General features: G+C 46.0%; 13 protein-coding genes. 9 read left to right on the top strand and 4 right to left on the bottom strand.

The window, feature by feature from the left end; genetic code table 11:
* Positions 1 to 27 precede the first annotated feature (27 nt).
* The 3 genes from argB (at position 28) to argH (ending at position 4,348) form a co-directional block, all read left to right on the top strand.
* The gene (argB, locus tag BCU12_RS21835; protein WP_102406688.1) at positions 28 to 819 is read left to right on the top strand and encodes an acetylglutamate kinase; all 792 of its coding nucleotides are present in this window, start codon (positions 28 to 30) and stop codon (positions 817 to 819) included.
* Positions 820 to 953: 134 nt separating this feature from the next.
* Positions 954 to 2,174, top strand: coding sequence for an argininosuccinate synthase (locus BCU12_RS21830; RefSeq protein WP_102406686.1), 1,221 nt, complete (start codon positions 954 to 956; stop codon positions 2,172 to 2,174).
* Between the two features lie 299 nt (positions 2,175 to 2,473).
* Positions 2,474 to 4,348, top strand: coding sequence for an argininosuccinate lyase (gene argH, locus BCU12_RS21825; RefSeq protein ID WP_102406684.1), 1,875 nt, complete (start codon positions 2,474 to 2,476; stop codon positions 4,346 to 4,348).
* A 343-nt stretch (positions 4,349 to 4,691) separates the two neighbouring features.
* Here the strand turns inward: argH and BCU12_RS21820 are convergent, their stop codons facing one another.
* Positions 4,692 to 5,006 carry a DUF3624 domain-containing protein gene (locus tag BCU12_RS21820; protein WP_102406682.1) on the bottom strand — a complete coding sequence of 105 codons (315 nt, stop codon included), beginning with the start codon at positions 5,004 to 5,006 and terminating at the stop codon, positions 4,692 to 4,694.
* Between the two features lie 66 nt (positions 5,007 to 5,072).
* On the opposite strand from BCU12_RS21820, the gene BCU12_RS21815 reads away from it, so the two are divergent.
* Positions 5,073 to 5,435, top strand: coding sequence for a RidA family protein (locus BCU12_RS21815; protein WP_102406680.1), 363 nt, complete (start codon positions 5,073 to 5,075; stop codon positions 5,433 to 5,435).
* Between the two features lie 127 nt (positions 5,436 to 5,562).
* Here BCU12_RS21815 and BCU12_RS21810 read toward each other — a convergent pair whose 3' ends face one another.
* Positions 5,563 to 7,029, bottom strand: a complete 1,467-nt coding sequence (locus tag BCU12_RS21810; protein ID WP_102406678.1) for a dihydrolipoyl dehydrogenase — start codon at positions 7,027 to 7,029, stop codon at positions 5,563 to 5,565.
* 280 nt (positions 7,030 to 7,309) lie between these two features.
* Positions 7,310 to 8,038, bottom strand: coding sequence for a glutathione peroxidase (locus tag BCU12_RS21805; RefSeq protein ID WP_102406677.1), 729 nt, complete (start codon positions 8,036 to 8,038; stop codon positions 7,310 to 7,312).
* 187 nt (positions 8,039 to 8,225) lie between these two features.
* On the opposite strand from BCU12_RS21805, the gene oxyR reads away from it, so the two are divergent.
* Positions 8,226 to 9,128, top strand: a complete 903-nt coding sequence (gene oxyR / locus BCU12_RS21800) for a DNA-binding transcriptional regulator OxyR (RefSeq protein WP_102406675.1) — start codon at positions 8,226 to 8,228, stop codon at positions 9,126 to 9,128.
* A 135-nt stretch (positions 9,129 to 9,263) separates the two neighbouring features.
* Here the strand turns inward: oxyR and BCU12_RS21795 are convergent, their stop codons facing one another.
* Entirely contained in the window at positions 9,264 to 11,837 is a 2,574-nt protein-coding gene (locus tag BCU12_RS21795; RefSeq protein ID WP_102406673.1) for a PBP1A family penicillin-binding protein, read from the bottom strand.
* Between the two features lie 140 nt (positions 11,838 to 11,977).
* Between BCU12_RS21795 and pilM the strand changes: the two genes are divergently transcribed.
* Genes pilM through BCU12_RS21775 form a run of 4 tightly spaced genes read left to right on the top strand, consistent with a single transcriptional unit; the run spans position 11,978 to position 14,686 of the window.
* On the top strand, positions 11,978 to 12,976 hold the full coding sequence (pilM, locus tag BCU12_RS21790) for a type IV pilus assembly protein PilM (RefSeq protein ID WP_102406671.1): 999 nt from the start codon (positions 11,978 to 11,980) through the stop codon (positions 12,974 to 12,976).
* Positions 12,966 to 13,598, top strand: a complete 633-nt coding sequence (locus tag BCU12_RS21785; RefSeq protein WP_102406669.1) for a PilN domain-containing protein — start codon at positions 12,966 to 12,968, stop codon at positions 13,596 to 13,598. Before pilM ends, BCU12_RS21785 begins: the two co-directional genes overlap by 11 nt.
* Positions 13,591 to 14,181, top strand: coding sequence for a type 4a pilus biogenesis protein PilO (pilO, locus tag BCU12_RS21780; RefSeq protein WP_102406667.1), 591 nt, complete (start codon positions 13,591 to 13,593; stop codon positions 14,179 to 14,181). The genes BCU12_RS21785 and pilO overlap by 8 nt, the downstream gene beginning before the upstream one ends.
* Entirely contained in the window at positions 14,171 to 14,686 is a 516-nt protein-coding gene (locus tag BCU12_RS21775) for a pilus assembly protein PilP (protein ID WP_102406665.1), read from the top strand. Before pilO ends, BCU12_RS21775 begins: the two co-directional genes overlap by 11 nt.
* Positions 14,687 to 14,707: the final 21 nt, after the last annotated feature.

Genomic DNA, 14,707 nt, shown 5'->3' with positions numbered 1-14,707 from the left:
TTTAGACAGGCGTAGTAAGGAAGTACTATGACAAAAACCAACACCATGCCATTAGTGATTAAGTTAGGTGGCGCTGCGCTCTCTTGCAGCGAAACATTAAGCCAACTATTTGCCGCGATTGAGGCGTATCAGCAACAGGCGCAGCGACAAATCGTCATCGTGCATGGTGGTGGCTATTTGGTTGATGATTTGATGAAAAAGCTGAACTTAGAAACGGTAAAGAAAAATGGTTTACGTGTAACGCCGTATGATCAGATTCCTCTAATGGCCGGTGCACTTGCTGGAACCGCAAACAAACTACTGCAAGGGCAAGCAATCAAAGATGGCTTAAATGCGGTTGGTTTAAGCCTAGCGGATGGTGGCTTATGTCATGTTGAAGAGTTAGACCCTGAACTTGGTGCAGTAGGTAAAGCAAGCCCTGGTGATTCTACGGTACTTCAAGCCATCCTAAACACAGGCGCATTGCCAATCATCAGTTCTATTGGCCTAACCGAGTCAGGTCAACTGATGAATGTGAATGCCGATCAAGCGGCGGTTGCGGTTGCGGGTGCTCTCGATGCAGAACTTGTGCTGTTGTCTGATGTGAGCGGTGTTCTCGATGGAAAAGGGCACTTGATTGAGAGTCTTGATGAGCAACAAGCATCGGCCTTAATTCAAGGGAAAGTCATTACCGATGGCATGATCGTTAAGGTCGAAGCAGCGCTAGAAGCCGCCAATGACTTAGGCAGAGCCATTCAAGTTGCCACATGGCGTTACCCGGAAAAACTTACCCAATTATTTGCCGGTAAAAACATCGGAACACAGTTTTTACCTAAGTAAGAATGAAAACGAATCGCTATTTTAAATAGCAAGAATAATGGCTTACGCCACGGCGTGAGACGAGAGTGACTAATTATAAATGGAAACCTTAGCACTGACCGCCAAGCGCAGAGCAAGGAATTTGGAGAAAGAAAATGAGCAAAGTTAACGTAAAGAAAGTTGTAGTAGCCTACTCTGGCGGTCTAGACACATCAGTCATCATCCCATGGTTGAAAGAGAACTATGACTGTGAAGTGGTTGCGTTTGTCGCGGATGTTGGTCAAGGCGACGAAGAATTAATTGGTATTGAAGAGAAAGCAAAAGCGTCAGGTGCATCTGAGTGTTACATCGCTGACCTGAAAGAAGAAATGGTGGCAGATTACATCTACCCAACGCTAAAAACAGGCGCTTACTACGAAGGCAAATACCTACTTGGTACGTCTATGGCTCGTCCAATCATCGCGAAAGCGCAGGTTGAAGTCGCACGTAAAGTCGGTGCAGACGCACTGTGTCACGGCTGTACAGGTAAAGGTAACGACCAAGTTCGTTTTGAAGGCGCATTTGCTGCACTAGCACCAGACCTTCACGTGATTGCGCCTTGGCGTGAGTGGGATCTCGTGAGCCGTGAAGAGTGTCTCGATTACTTAGCTGAGCGTAACATTCCTTGTACTGCTTCTCTGACTAAGATCTACTCGCGTGATGCAAACGCATGGCATATCTCTACAGAAGGTGGCGTTTTAGAAGATACATGGAATGCGCCAAACGATGATTGCTGGGCTTGGACGGTCGATCCAGAGCAAGCGCCAAACGAATCTGAAACCGTGACGCTTAAAGTTGAAAAAGGCGAAGTGGTTGCGGTTGATGGCGAAACAATGACGCCATACAACGCACTGGTTTATCTAAATGAGAAGGGTGCTAAGCACGGTGTTGGTCGTATCGATATCGTAGAAAACCGTCTTGTTGGTATGAAGTCACGTGGTTGTTACGAAACTCCGGGTGGCACAATCATGATGGAAGCACTGCGTGCAGTAGAGCAGCTGGTTCTTGATAAAGCGGCATTCGAATTCCGTGAAGAGCTAGGTGTTAAGGCTTCTCACCTTGTATACGACGGTCGTTGGTTCACTCCGCTATGTAAGTCAATCCTTGCCGCGACAGAAGAACTAGCACAAGACGTGAATGGTGAAGTGGTTATCAAGCTTTACAAAGGTCACGCAACGGTCACTCAGAAGCGTTCTGACAACAGCCTGTACTCAGAAGAGTTTGCTACCTTTGGTGAAGATGAAGTGTACGACCAAAGCCACGCGGAAGGCTTCATCCGTCTTTACTCGCTATCAAGCCGCATCCGTGCGCTAAACGAAGCGAAGAAAGCAAAGTAACACTATTCAAATTGGCCTCGCTTTAGAAGCCTGATTAAGAGAACCCACTTATTGATTAAGTGGGTTTTTTATTGTTTGTCGATCAATAAAGTCTTAAAGCGTCACTCTCGTTTGCCTAATATCTCAAGGTATTCGCATTAACATTTATTTAAAGTGAATAATTATGTGAAATAAATGCATTTTTAGCTTGTTTTTATATAGAATTACTGTAAGTTTGAATCATACAAAAAAAGAAGCTGAATTTAATCAGAGAACATCGTTGCACGAGCAGTAGATACTGAGCATTTAGGAGAGACACAATGGCATTATGGGGCGGTAGATTTACCCAAGCAGCAGACACTAGGTTCAAAGACTTTAACGATTCACTTCGCTTTGATTACCGATTGGCTGAGCAAGACATTGTTGGCTCTATTGCATGGTCAAAAGCGCTGCAGTCTGTCGATGTTCTAAGCGAAGAAGAGCAGCAAAAGCTTGAACTTGCGCTTAACGAGTTAAAACTTGAGGTGATGGAAGATCCAAACCAAATCTTACGCTCTGATGCGGAAGATATTCACTCTTGGGTTGAACAGCAACTGATTGGCAAAGTAGGCGACTTGGGTAAGAAGCTTCACACCGGACGTTCTCGAAATGATCAGGTAGCGACGGATCTTAAGCTTTGGTGTCGTCAGCAGGGCCAACAACTGCTTATTGGCCTTGATCGATTACAAGCAAAAATGGTCGAAGTCGCTAAAGAACATCAAGGGACCGTGCTGCCTGGTTATACTCACCTGCAGCGTGCTCAACCCGTGACATTTGCTCACTGGTGTTTGGCTTACGTTGAAATGCTTGAGCGTGATTATTCTCGTCTTAATGATGCAATTAAACGTCTTGATACGTGTCCACTTGGCTCGGGTGCACTTGCGGGTACGGCTTACCCAATGGACCGTGAAGAGCTGGCACACAATCTAGGTTTTCGCCGTGCAACGCGTAACTCATTAGATTCAGTGTCAGACAGAGACCACGTGATGGAGCTGATGTCGATTGCTTCTATCTCTATGCTTCACCTCTCTCGTCTTGCCGAAGATATGATTTTTTACAACTCGGGTGAATCTAACTTCATCGAGTTGGCTGATACCGTGACATCAGGATCTTCTCTTATGCCACAGAAGAAAAATCCAGATGCGCTAGAGCTTATCCGTGGTAAAACCGGTCGTGTTTATGGCTCACTAGCCTCTATGATGATGACGGTTAAGGCACTGCCACTGGCTTACAACAAAGACATGCAAGAGGACAAGGAAGGGCTGTTTGACGCGCTTGATACTTGGAATGATTGTATGGAAATGGCCGCGCTTTGTTTTGAAGGCATCAAAGTCAATGGCGAACGCACACTAGAAGCGGCGAAGCAAGGTTATGCAAACTCAACCGAGCTAGCGGATTACCTAGTAGCGAAAGATATTCCATTCCGTGAGGCTCACCATATTGTTGGAGTCGCGGTTGTTGGTGCGATTGCCAAAGGGTGTGCACTGGAAGAATTGTCCATTGCGGAGCTGAAAGAGTTCTCGGATGTGATTGAAGAAGATGTGTATGACATTCTGACGATAGATTCCTGTCTCGAGAAGCGCAGTGCTTTAGGTGGTGTATCGCCGAAGCAAGTAGCTTACGCCGTGGATCAAGCGAATCAACGCCTAGCACAGCGTGATACGTCCGCTGTGAAAGTAAGGCCTGCTCGTCTAACCGATATTGAAGCGCTAGAAGGCATGGTGACCTACTGGGCTAACATGGGTGAGAACTTACCGCGTTCTCGTAATGAACTGGTTCGTGATATTGGCTCATTCGCGGTTGCGGAACACCATGGTGAAGTGACAGGCTGTGCCTCACTCTATGTCTATGACTCAGGATTAGCCGAGATACGTTCTTTAGGTGTTGAAGCCGGTTGGCAGGGGCAGGGGCAAGGTACTGCGATTGTTCAACACCTTGTAGAGAAAGCGCGCGAAATGGCCATCAAGAAAGTGTTTGTATTAACGCGTTCGCCAGAGTTCTTTATGAAACACAGCTTTATCCCGACATCGAAGTCGCTGCTGCCAGAAAAAGTACTGAAAGACTGCGATCAATGCCCACGACAACACGCCTGCGATGAAGTGGCATTAGAAGTGAACTTAGTTGAACAGATCATTACTAAAGTAAACGTGGCTTAATCGAAGCGCCTCAGGTTGTGTAAATGATTGTATATACTGTTTAAAACAACGGGTTCGAAAAAAGATCAAAAAAGATCCTATAAAGAATGAACTTCTCAGAAAAGTGGCAGTCCTAATTAGTACCACTGCTTTTTCTTAGAAGAATCTAAGAAGGCCCCGCAACCGATATTGGCTGCGGGGCTTTTTTCTTTTTATACCGTAATCAAAATCTTAGTGTGAATGTTTGAGCTTCTGTTCAAAGGGCTGGTGGAAGTGAATGCATTGATTCGAAATGAATGCAGATTCAAAAATCCTTCATTTCATTGTTGCATTTCATGCTTATGGTTGGCGGGTAGCTAAAACTCTAGTGCTTGCCTGAAGTACTGGAGTTTTTTTTGTCTTGCTTAGGCGCATTGCTTGATATGCCATTTCTGTCCTTCTTCTCTTTGAGAGGGAGCACGATAAACTTCATCCATAAATGCAGAAAGAGTAGGCCATTGAACGCAAAACCAGCCATGATGAGTGCGATGGATTCAATGCTTGTTGGCTCATCACGACAGGTAAACCACCAGACCACGCCACACAATACTGAAAGCGCGGTGAGTTGATCCATACAGCGCTTACATCGACCGATCTTTTTCCAGAACCAACCAGAGTTTTCACAGGTTTTACATGTCATGAAGTTTGCTTATTGGGTAATATACACGCCTATAGAATATCGTAAACCGACAAGAAAGTGAGCAAAATGATTGAGCGCCAAGAAACCAAGCAACGCATGAGCCGTATTGTGAAGCACAACGGTACTATCTATCTCTGTGGTCAAGTGTGTGCCGATGCAACCAAAGACATCACCGAGCAAACACAGACGATGCTAGATAAAGTAGAAGCCCTACTCGAGCAGGCGGGTAGCGATAAAGAGCACATGCTGTCAGCAACGATTTACTTAAAAGACATGAAAGACTTTCAAGAAATGAACGCAGTATGGGATGCATGGGTTCCAGAAGGTCACGCCCCAGCGCGCGCATGTGTGACTGGCGACATGGCTCGTGAAGCGCTACTTGTTGAAATCTCTGTGATTGCCGCTGAGAAAAACAGCAGCTGTTGCTAAGTTTTGAGTAAGCGGTAAAGCTTTGATTCGCTTATTGCCAAAGCCAAAAGGAAAGCCACTGGCTTTCCTTTTTAGTATCTAGTCTCTATTAGCCAATCAAACGGCTACCTGTCTCAATGAGCTGAGATTAACAACCTGGGCCACAATCTAGACAGTGTTTCACCATCTCTGGACCAAGGTGCAGTTTCGCATTGAGGTCACGTAGCGCTGTTCGAACACCTTCTTCAATCACTGGGTGGTAGAACGGCATGTCTAGCATTTCAGAAACCGTCATCTTGTTCTGGTGTGCCCAAGCTAGCAGGTGAGCCAAGTGTTCTGCGTTTGGTCCCATCATCTCAGCACCAAGGAAGCGACCTGTACCTTGCTCACCGTATACGTGCAGAATCCCTTTGTTGCGCAGCATCACTCGTGAACGACCTTGGTTCTCGAAAGACACCTCACCCGTTGCGAAACAACCGCATGTACCTAAGCGTGTGGTGATCTCTTTGTAGGTTTCACCAATCATTGCAATTTGTGGGTCAGAGAATACCGCTGAGATTTTAGATCTGCGTAGGCCTGCACGAATCTCAGGGAAGCGACCTGCGTTGTCACCAGCAATGCGTGCTTGGTCTGCTGCTTCATGTAACAGAGGAAGTTGGTTGCTGGCATCACCCGCAATAAAGACTGAAGGTAGCGATGTTTGTAGCGTGTAGTGGTCTGCGATAGGCACACCACGTTCATCAAGCTCAAGAGAGGTGCTCTCTAGGCCAAGTTTATCTGTATTAGGGCGACGACCTGTTGCTGCCAGCACGTACTCAACGATGTTGGTTTCAAGCTCACCTTGCTTATTGATGAACTGGATTTCGACGCGATCTTCACCCGATTCAATAGTAATACGCTTCATGCTTTCGATCTTCACGTCGGCATCTAGATAGAACTCTTCATTGAAGGCTTTGTCTGCGTACGCCATGATCTCTGGGTCGGTGACTGGGCCTACTTGACCACCTAAACCGAACAATTTGGTTTTCACACCTAAGCGATGCAGTGACTGACCAAGCTCAAGGCCAATAACGCCAGGGCCAAATACAGCAACTGATTCTGGTAAATCATCCCAGCTGAACACGTCATCGTTAATGATTAGACGGTCACCGAGTTCATTCCAAACTGCAGGGTATGCAGGGCGAGAACCCGTTGCGATAACAATACGCTTAGCCGTCACAACAGTGTGGTCATCCACTTGAAGTGTGTTGTCGTCTAAGAATTTAGCGTAGCCCGAGATCTTGTCTTGCTCTGGGATTTCATCAACACCTTCTAAAACAAAACCAACAAAACGGTCACGTTCAAACTTCACTCGGTCCATCACTTCACGGCCGTTAATCACGATATCACCTTGTGGGTGAACGCCAAAAGCCGGAGCTTTCTCTATTTGGTGTACGCTTTCTGCCGCTGCAATAAGCAGTTTAGATGGCATACAACCAACACGAGCACAGGTTGTACCGTAAGGGCCGCCTTCAATCATCACAACACTGTCAGTGTGTGCTTTTGCAGCGCGGTAAGACCCTAGACCTGCTGTACCGCCCCCGATAACTGCGACATCTACATTGACTTGTTTCATAATAATCTTCTCGTAATAGCTAAATTTAGTGTGAACGAACCCCTCCAACTCTGGTGATATTTTTTTGAGAGTCAGGACAACGGGTCAGTTTTGTGATTCTGTTTTATTAGGTTTAGCTTGTGACTCTGCTTTTTGTTACTAACTATAGATTAGTTAAAACTGAGCGAGCCACAGGCTATATTCTTTTTCCAAAGCTCAGGTAGAGTGTTTGGAATAGCTAACCCACAAGAGGGTGGGTTAGCTTAGTTTGACTGCAAAGCTTTTATTAGCAATGAAGCGATTAACCTAGGAAAGTTTCTAGTTCTTCGCTACCACCGATGTGTTTGCCACCGATGAAGACTTGAGGAACGGTCGTGCGACCAGAGATAGCACGTAGGCTTACGGTTGTTGCATCTTTACCTAGAACGACTTCTTCGTAGTTTAGACCTTTGTCGATTAGGTTTTGTTTCGCTTTCATACAGAAAGGACAGCCTGGCTTAGTGAATACTGTGATTGACTCTTGCTCTTTGTGCTCAGGAGCAAGGTAGTTAAGCATAGTATCAGCATCAGAAACTTTGAACGGGTCGCCTGGTACGTCTTCTTCGATGAACATTTTCTCTACCACGCCGTTTTTAACCAGCATGCTGTAGCGCCATGAACGTTTGCCGAAGCCGATGTCGTTTTTCTCAACGAGCATGCCCATGCCGTCTGTGAAATCACCGTTGCCATCTGGGATGAACGTGATGTTTTCCGCTTCTTGGTCTGCTTTCCATGCGTTCATTACAAACGTGTCGTTTACAGAAACACAAAGGATGTCATCAACGCCGTTTTCTTTGAATACTGAATGCAGCTCGTTGTAACGAGGCAGGTGGCTTGAAGAACATGTTGGTGTAAACGCACCTGGCAGGCTAAATACGATAACGGTCTTGTTTTTGAATAGCTCTTCCGTCGTTACGTTAACCCATGCATCACCTTGACGAGTAGGGAAAGTAACTTGTGGTACGTTTTGACCTTCTTTTGATGTAAGCATAATCAGTTCCTATAAATTAAAGTGTTGTATTAGTTGGAAGTCTTATCAGCGTTTGTCTGTGCTCCGTTTTGTTGTAGCCATTATTGTTGATTTTCTTTGATAGGGATAATCGTTTGGTGCTATCGTTTCGATAGGCACTTTCTATTGAGGTCGATAGGCCTTAACGTTGATATTAAGTAGAGCACATATGAACATTCGTGATTTAGAATACTTGGTAGCACTAGCAGAGCACCAGCATTTTCGTAAAGCAGCAGAGTCGTGCTTTGTGAGTCAACCTACCCTTAGTGGGCAGATACGCAAGCTAGAGGATGAGATCGGCAGTGCATTGTTAGAACGCAATAGCCGCAAAGTTTTGTTCACTGAATCTGGCTTACAGCTGGTTGACCAGGCAAAAGTTATCCTAGGAGAAGTGAAACGCTTCAAAGATATGGCGAGTGGGCAGAGCGGAGAGATGGTTGGCCCAATGCAGATAGGCTTCATTCCAACCGTTGGGCCTTATATCTTGCCTAAGATTATTCCTCAGCTTAAAGCGAGCTTTCCTGAATTAGAGATGTTTCTTCATGAATCGCAAACTCATGACTTGGTGAGCAAGCTTCAAGACGGAAAGCTCGATTGCTTAGTATTGGCATCTGTTGCTGAAACGGCTCCTTTTAAAGAGATAGAATTATACGATGAACCTCTCGCCTTGGCGGTTCCTTGTGACCATGAATGGGCAGGCCTTGAATTTATTGATGTGGATGAGCTGAATGGGCGTACGGTCTTAATGCTCGGTGATGGGCACTGTCTGCGCGATCAAGCGCTCGGTTACTGTTTTGCTGCGGGTGCAAAGGAGGATGAGCGTTTTAAAGCCACCAGTTTGGAGACACTACGTAACATGGTTGCGGCTGGAGGAGGCATAACGCTATTGCCCGAGCTTTCCGTCCCTAAAGAATCGGAAAAAGACGGTGTATGTTATGTGAAGAGAATGGCCCCTCAGCCGTCGCGCAAAATTGTGTTGGCTTATCGTCCGGGCTCGCCATTGCGAGCGCGTTTTGAACAGCTAGGGGAAAAGATTAATGAAATTCTTCATGCAGAATCCAATGCTTCTTGAATCTGATTTAGAACGAAGACATAGAAATAAGGGATGAAGGAAGAGGAGCGATTCTAATTTGCTTCGACAAGGATACAAAAAGGGTTGGCACTGCCAACCCTTTATTATTTAAGAAAACCTAATCCGTCGTTTGAATTAAAACAGCTCTTCACCAGCGGAGTTAGAGTAAATGGTATCGCTGACCGACTCTTCTACGTACTCAGTTGGTTCCGTGCCTTCTAAGAAATATTCAAACATTGAGCTTGAATCAAACTTATTGGTCAACAAGCCTGAGTCTCGGTCAATTCTAACCCTGACGATATTGCTTGGGATTTGCTTAGATTGTGTAGGCACGCCTTCTAAGGCAACCTGCATGAAATCAACCCAGGCCGGTTGCGCTGTTTTAGCGCCCGCTTCACCACCCGTAATCTGGTCTTTACCGAGATTCTTGTTAGTGGTTGTTTTACCAAGCTTACGGTTGTGGTTATCAAAGCCGACCCATGAAATGGCCACCATACCCGGGCCATAGCCGTTGTACCACGCATCTTTTGAGTCGTTGGTTGTTCCTGTCTTTCCACCAATGTCACGGCGTTTTAGGGGCTGTGCTCGCCAGCCCGTTCCATTCCAACCGGTACCATCTCGCCAGTTACCACCGCCCCAAACGTTGCTGTACATCATTTCTCGCATCAAGAATGCCGTTTGTTCTGAGAGTACTTGCGGTGCATATTGCGTTTTTTCTTGAACATCTTGCTCCATAAACTCATTTTCATCGGGATTAACCGCAGCCATGGAGTCACAATCTTGGCGACAAATCTCTTTTGGGGTCGCTTGCCATTCTAGGTCACCAAATCGGCTTTCTACACGGCTGATGTAAAATGGGTCCACATAGTAGCCACCGTTTGCAAATACAGAATAACCTTGTGCCATTTTCACTGGGGTCAAACTGCCTGCGCCAAGTGCGATGGTTTCCGAGCGTGGCAGTTCGTCAATTTCAAACCCAAAACGAGTCAGGTAGTCTCGAGTCTCATCTAAACCAACAGCGCGAAGCACTCTCACTGCCATCACGTTTTTGGAGGTCGCTAAGCCGATACGCACGCGGGTTGGGCCAATGTAGGTCGGTGGTGAGTTACGTGGGCGCCACGCTGTACCTTGGCTTCTGTCCCATTGATTGATAGGTGCATCGTTAATGAGGGTTGCCAATGTCATGCCCTCATCCATGGCCGCGGCATAGATAAACGGCTTGATACTCGAGCCGACTTGGCGCACTGATTGCGTAGCTCGATTGAACTTGTTGTGAACAAAATTGAAGCCGCCAACTAACGAAATGACCGCGCCATTTTCAGGGTTCATAGCTACAAATGCGGTATTGGCTTCAGGTACCTGGCTAAGACGCCAAATCGAGTTTACGGAAGTGATAACCGTATCAGCATCTTCACTTGTATCAGCGTTCTCCGTTGCCGGAATATCTGTTAGTTCGGTCTCTGGCTGCTGAATCTCACGTACCCATACGAGCTCACCCAACGTCGCAATATCTCTGGCTTGCTGTGGTTCTTTACCTTGGCGGTCATCATTGATGAATGGTCGAGCCCATTTCATTTGATCCCAATCAATGGTCTGCTTATCACGCCCTTTTACTTCGACATCAATGGTCTTATCACTAACACCGATAACAATGGCTGGTCTTAACGAACCGTATATTGGCTGGGAGCGTAAGTAGCGGGTAATTTCATCTGTCGAAAGTGGTGCTTGACCTTTTTCCCAAGCCGATTGAGTCGGCTTGCGGTATCCGTGGCGTTCATCATAAGCGACCAAGTTTTCAATCGCTGCGATATTTGCGGCCTTCTGAAGCTTAGAGTCTACGGTTGTGTAGATGCTCATTCCCTGTGTATAGGCTGCTTCACCATACTGTTCAACCATCCAGGCTCGAGCGAGTTCGGCTACGTAAGGGGCTCTTAGCTCAATCTCTGCACTGTGGTAACGAGATTCAATCTCTTCAGCACGGGCTTCATCAAACTCAGCTTGAGTGATGTAGTTTTCATCCAGCATACGACGCAACACTACGTTACGACGGTGCGTCGCTCGCTCTAACGAGTAAATCGGGTTCATGGTTGAAGGGGCTTTTGGCATCCCGGCTAAGGTCGCGAGCTCACTCAGGGTTAATTCGTTAAGCTCATGACCAAAATAAGTTTGCGCCGCGGCGCCAAAACCATAGGAGCGATAGCCCAAGAAGATCTTGTTGACGTATAGCTGCAGGATTTCTTGCTTGCTCATTGATTGCTCTATGCGAATAGCAAGAAATATCTCTTTGATTTTACGCATGATCTTCTTCTCGTTTGTGAGGAAGAAGTTACGAGCAAGTTGCTGAGTAATCGTACTTGCACCTTGTTTGGCAGAGCCTGACATCGCCACGACAACGGCAGCACGTGCGATACCGATGGGATCAATACCGTAGTGGCTGTAGAAACGACTATCTTCTGTAGCAATCAGAGCTTCGATAAGGTGCTGTGGAATATCGTCATACTCGACCGGTGTACGACGTTTCTCACCAAATTGAGCGATCAGCTTACCGTCTTGGCTGTACACCTGCATCGGAGCCTCAAGCTCCACATGTCGCAATTCTTGAACGTCAGGCAGGTCTGGTTTTACGTAAAAGTAAAAGCCAATGATCGTACCGACCCCAAGAATCATGCAAAACAATGTGAATATAAATAGTCGCTTTATGAACTTCACCGAAGAATCCCTGATTAGTAGAGGTGGCAAAAGTGCAACCCCTTGTATTCTAAAATAAAAATAACTCGTATTTTAAATGACGGTGCTAAGGCTAGCAACGACATCTATTGGTCATAAATAGAGTCACTGGAGCAAAACACATGGGTAAATCGTTAATAACTGGTATAGATATTGGGCACTATAGTATTAAAGCCGTAGTTGTAAAGCCAGTGAGTGAAGGCTTTTCGCTCGTAAGTTTTAAAGAATTGCCCATTTCCGCAGGTGTATTCTCTGACAATCACACCGTTAATCATCAAGAAATTGTAAAGAAACTAAAAGAACTAAGAAAGACTCTGCCTTGGTTTAGTCGTCGAGTTGCCATCACCATTCCCGACAGTGCTGTGATCAGTAAGGTTCTTCAAGTTGAGAGGGATCTCGATGAACGTGAAACAGAGTTCGCGATCTATCAAGCCTTCTCACATCAATCTCCCTTTCCAATAGAAGAGTTGAGCCTCGATTATGTTCGTACAGACGTTGAGAGCAAAACGCCAACTGTTGCTTATCAAGTATATGCGACAAAGAAAGAAGTGGTAGAGAGCCGGTTGAATGCCGTTAAAAAAGCGGGGTTCGCTCCCATTGTTTGCGACGTCCATGCGCACAGTCTAGTCAGTACATGGCAGCTAGCGGCTCGAAAAACCAACCGTCACGATTGGCTCTTGGTTGACATTGGCTATTCCCAGACCTTGCTGTGTATGGATTTCATCAATCGAACTCCGTTCTGTAAAGAAATCGCCCTCGGGACAACGTTCATGGAGCACGAGCCCCAGTCGACGAACTCTTTGGTTGACACGAAGAGCGACCAATTTGTGCAGCTCATGATTGAACGCATTCAACGACAGATTCAAATGCTGTTGTCGTTGAATGAGTTGAAATCTGTCGGTGGGATTTGGCTGTCTGGTGGTGGAGCGCTGACCGAGACACTGTTAGAAGAGCTTGAGCGTCGATTGAGTCTCACTTGTCAGATTCTCAACCCACTGAGTTTATTTGAACAGTCGTCAGTCAAAAACTCCTCTCGCCATAAGGAATTCAATCGCTTTAGCTCAGCTGCTGGCATAGCGATTCGAGCGAATGATTGGTTGGAGGCTGAGTATGCTTCCTAACATCAATCTCTTTCCCTGGAGAGAGCAAAAACGTGAACAACACAAGAGACGATTTCTCAATCTCGCTGTTTTGGTATTGATGGTGTCGTTTCTGATTCAATACTTCATTGGCTGGTACTTCAATGAGCAAATGAGTCTGCAGCAAGGGCGCAATAATTACTTCACTCACTATATAGAGCAGTTAGATAAACAGATCCATGAGTTAAAACTCACGGAGCAAGATCATGCGGCACTTCTTACGCGTTTGTCTGTCGTGGAAAAGCTTCAGGAATCTCGGAATAAAAGTACTGAATTTATGATTGAGATTCAAAAGTTGGTTCCTGACGGCGTTTATGTTGACAAGATTAGGATAAATGGCGATGCGATAGAGATGAGAGGGTTTAGCGATAGCACGGCTCATCTTGCCACGATGCTCGACAATCTAGAAAAATCGGCATTTCTTACTGATGTTGAAATGCACTCTATTGTTCATGATCAAAAGCGATTCAATCATGACTTCGATACTTTCGAGGTTTCATTCCGTATTGCGGAAAAAGAGTTGAGAACGAGTAAGTTATCTGCCTTAAGCAATGACTCTCATGACCAAGGAATGGATGCAAAGCAAGGGAGGGATCATGGCTAATTTTCAGGATCTCGAACTTGATGAAATAACCGAGTGGCCTCTACTGCCACAGCTATTTGCGTTGGTTGTGCTTGCTATTCTCCTCCAAGCCGCTGGTGGTTGGTTTTATGTCATGCCCAAACAAGAACGCCTTGAAGTACTTAAGCAACAAGAAGACACGTTGAAGTCAACGCTCAGAATCAAGGCGCACAAGGTGGCGACGTTACCGGCATTGAGAGGCCAACTTGATGAACTGCAAGAGCGTTATGACTATCTCATGCGTCAACTCCCAGAACAGAAAGAGCTCGCGAGCATGCTTGCGTCAGTCAATGAATCAGGTCTGAAGAATGAACTGACATTTACGCGCATTGGTTGGGGTGAAAAACAGAATCAAGAATTTCTGTATCGCTTGCCGCTGAACATCGAATTGACGGGAAGCTACAGCAATATTGGCCAATTCTCAGAGGACATTGCCAGCTTAGCTCGAATTATTGTCCTTGAAGACATTGAATGGCAGCGAATCAGTAAAGAAAGTAGCACGCTGCACTTTCGAGTTCGAGCGTATACCTATCAATTTAAAGCGGAGGTCAGTGATGAAGGTTAAATCGCTTCTTTCTGTGGTCATTTGTATTTTTCTTTTCGGTTGCAACGCAAACCAAGACTCCGTTGATGAATTTGTTGCTCATGTTGAGTTGCAGGCACGTAAAGAGGTTCAACAGCTCGCCCCAATTTTGAAGTTTCAAGCGTCTGAGTATCACGCTAAGGGGCTACGCGAGCCGTTTGTCATTCCAGTATTTGCACGAGTTCAAGAGCAAGCCGTGGTAAAGAAAAACTGCTGGCAGCCCAGTAAGCGTGCTAAATCAGGCCAACTTGAGCGCTATCCAATCAGCAAGCTGAGACTCAAAGGCGTGATGGGCAACTCTGAACAAGTATCCGCGTTGATTCAAACGCCAACAGGGCAGGTCGTGAAAGTCGGTAAGGGCCAGTTCATTGGTCTTAACAACGGAAAAGTGACGCGAGTGACACCTAAGTACCTTGTGATTAATGAAACCTTGCCAGATGGGCTAGGTTGCTGGAGCAAGCGCAACGTAAAGCTTGCTCTTAAATAGAATTTTTATGTTTTTTGAGAT

Origin of the sequence: Vibrio sp. 10N.261.55.A7 (assembly GCF_002877365.1) — a bacterium.
Lineage (GTDB): Bacteria > Pseudomonadota > Gammaproteobacteria > Enterobacterales > Vibrionaceae > Vibrio.
The sequence above is the reverse complement of the archived record's forward strand: the minus strand, read 5'-3'. Positions and strand labels throughout refer to the sequence as shown.

Excerpts from the sequence above, each read along its gene's own strand:
- BCU12_RS21805 (WP_102406677.1), bottom strand. The coding sequence starts at position 8,038 with ATGCTTACATCAAAAGAAGGTCAAAACGTACCACAAGTTACTTTCCCT.
- argB (WP_102406688.1), top strand. The coding sequence starts at position 28 with ATGACAAAAACCAACACCATGCCATTAGTGATTAAGTTAGGTGGCGCT.
- oxyR (WP_102406675.1), top strand. The coding sequence starts at position 8,226 with ATGAACATTCGTGATTTAGAATACTTGGTAGCACTAGCAGAGCACCAG.
- argH (WP_102406684.1), top strand. The coding sequence starts at position 2,474 with ATGGCATTATGGGGCGGTAGATTTACCCAAGCAGCAGACACTAGGTTC.
- BCU12_RS21810 (WP_102406678.1), bottom strand. The coding sequence starts at position 7,029 with ATGAAACAAGTCAATGTAGATGTCGCAGTTATCGGGGGCGGTACAGCA.
- BCU12_RS21815 (WP_102406680.1), top strand. The coding sequence starts at position 5,073 with ATGATTGAGCGCCAAGAAACCAAGCAACGCATGAGCCGTATTGTGAAG.
- BCU12_RS21785 (WP_102406669.1), top strand. The coding sequence starts at position 12,966 with ATGCTTCCTAACATCAATCTCTTTCCCTGGAGAGAGCAAAAACGTGAA.
- pilM (WP_102406671.1), top strand. The coding sequence starts at position 11,978 with ATGGGTAAATCGTTAATAACTGGTATAGATATTGGGCACTATAGTATT.
- BCU12_RS21775 (WP_102406665.1), top strand. The coding sequence starts at position 14,171 with ATGAAGGTTAAATCGCTTCTTTCTGTGGTCATTTGTATTTTTCTTTTC.
- BCU12_RS21820 (WP_102406682.1), bottom strand. The coding sequence starts at position 5,006 with ATGACATGTAAAACCTGTGAAAACTCTGGTTGGTTCTGGAAAAAGATC.
- BCU12_RS21830 (WP_102406686.1), top strand. The coding sequence starts at position 954 with ATGAGCAAAGTTAACGTAAAGAAAGTTGTAGTAGCCTACTCTGGCGGT.
- pilO (WP_102406667.1), top strand. The coding sequence starts at position 13,591 with ATGGCTAATTTTCAGGATCTCGAACTTGATGAAATAACCGAGTGGCCT.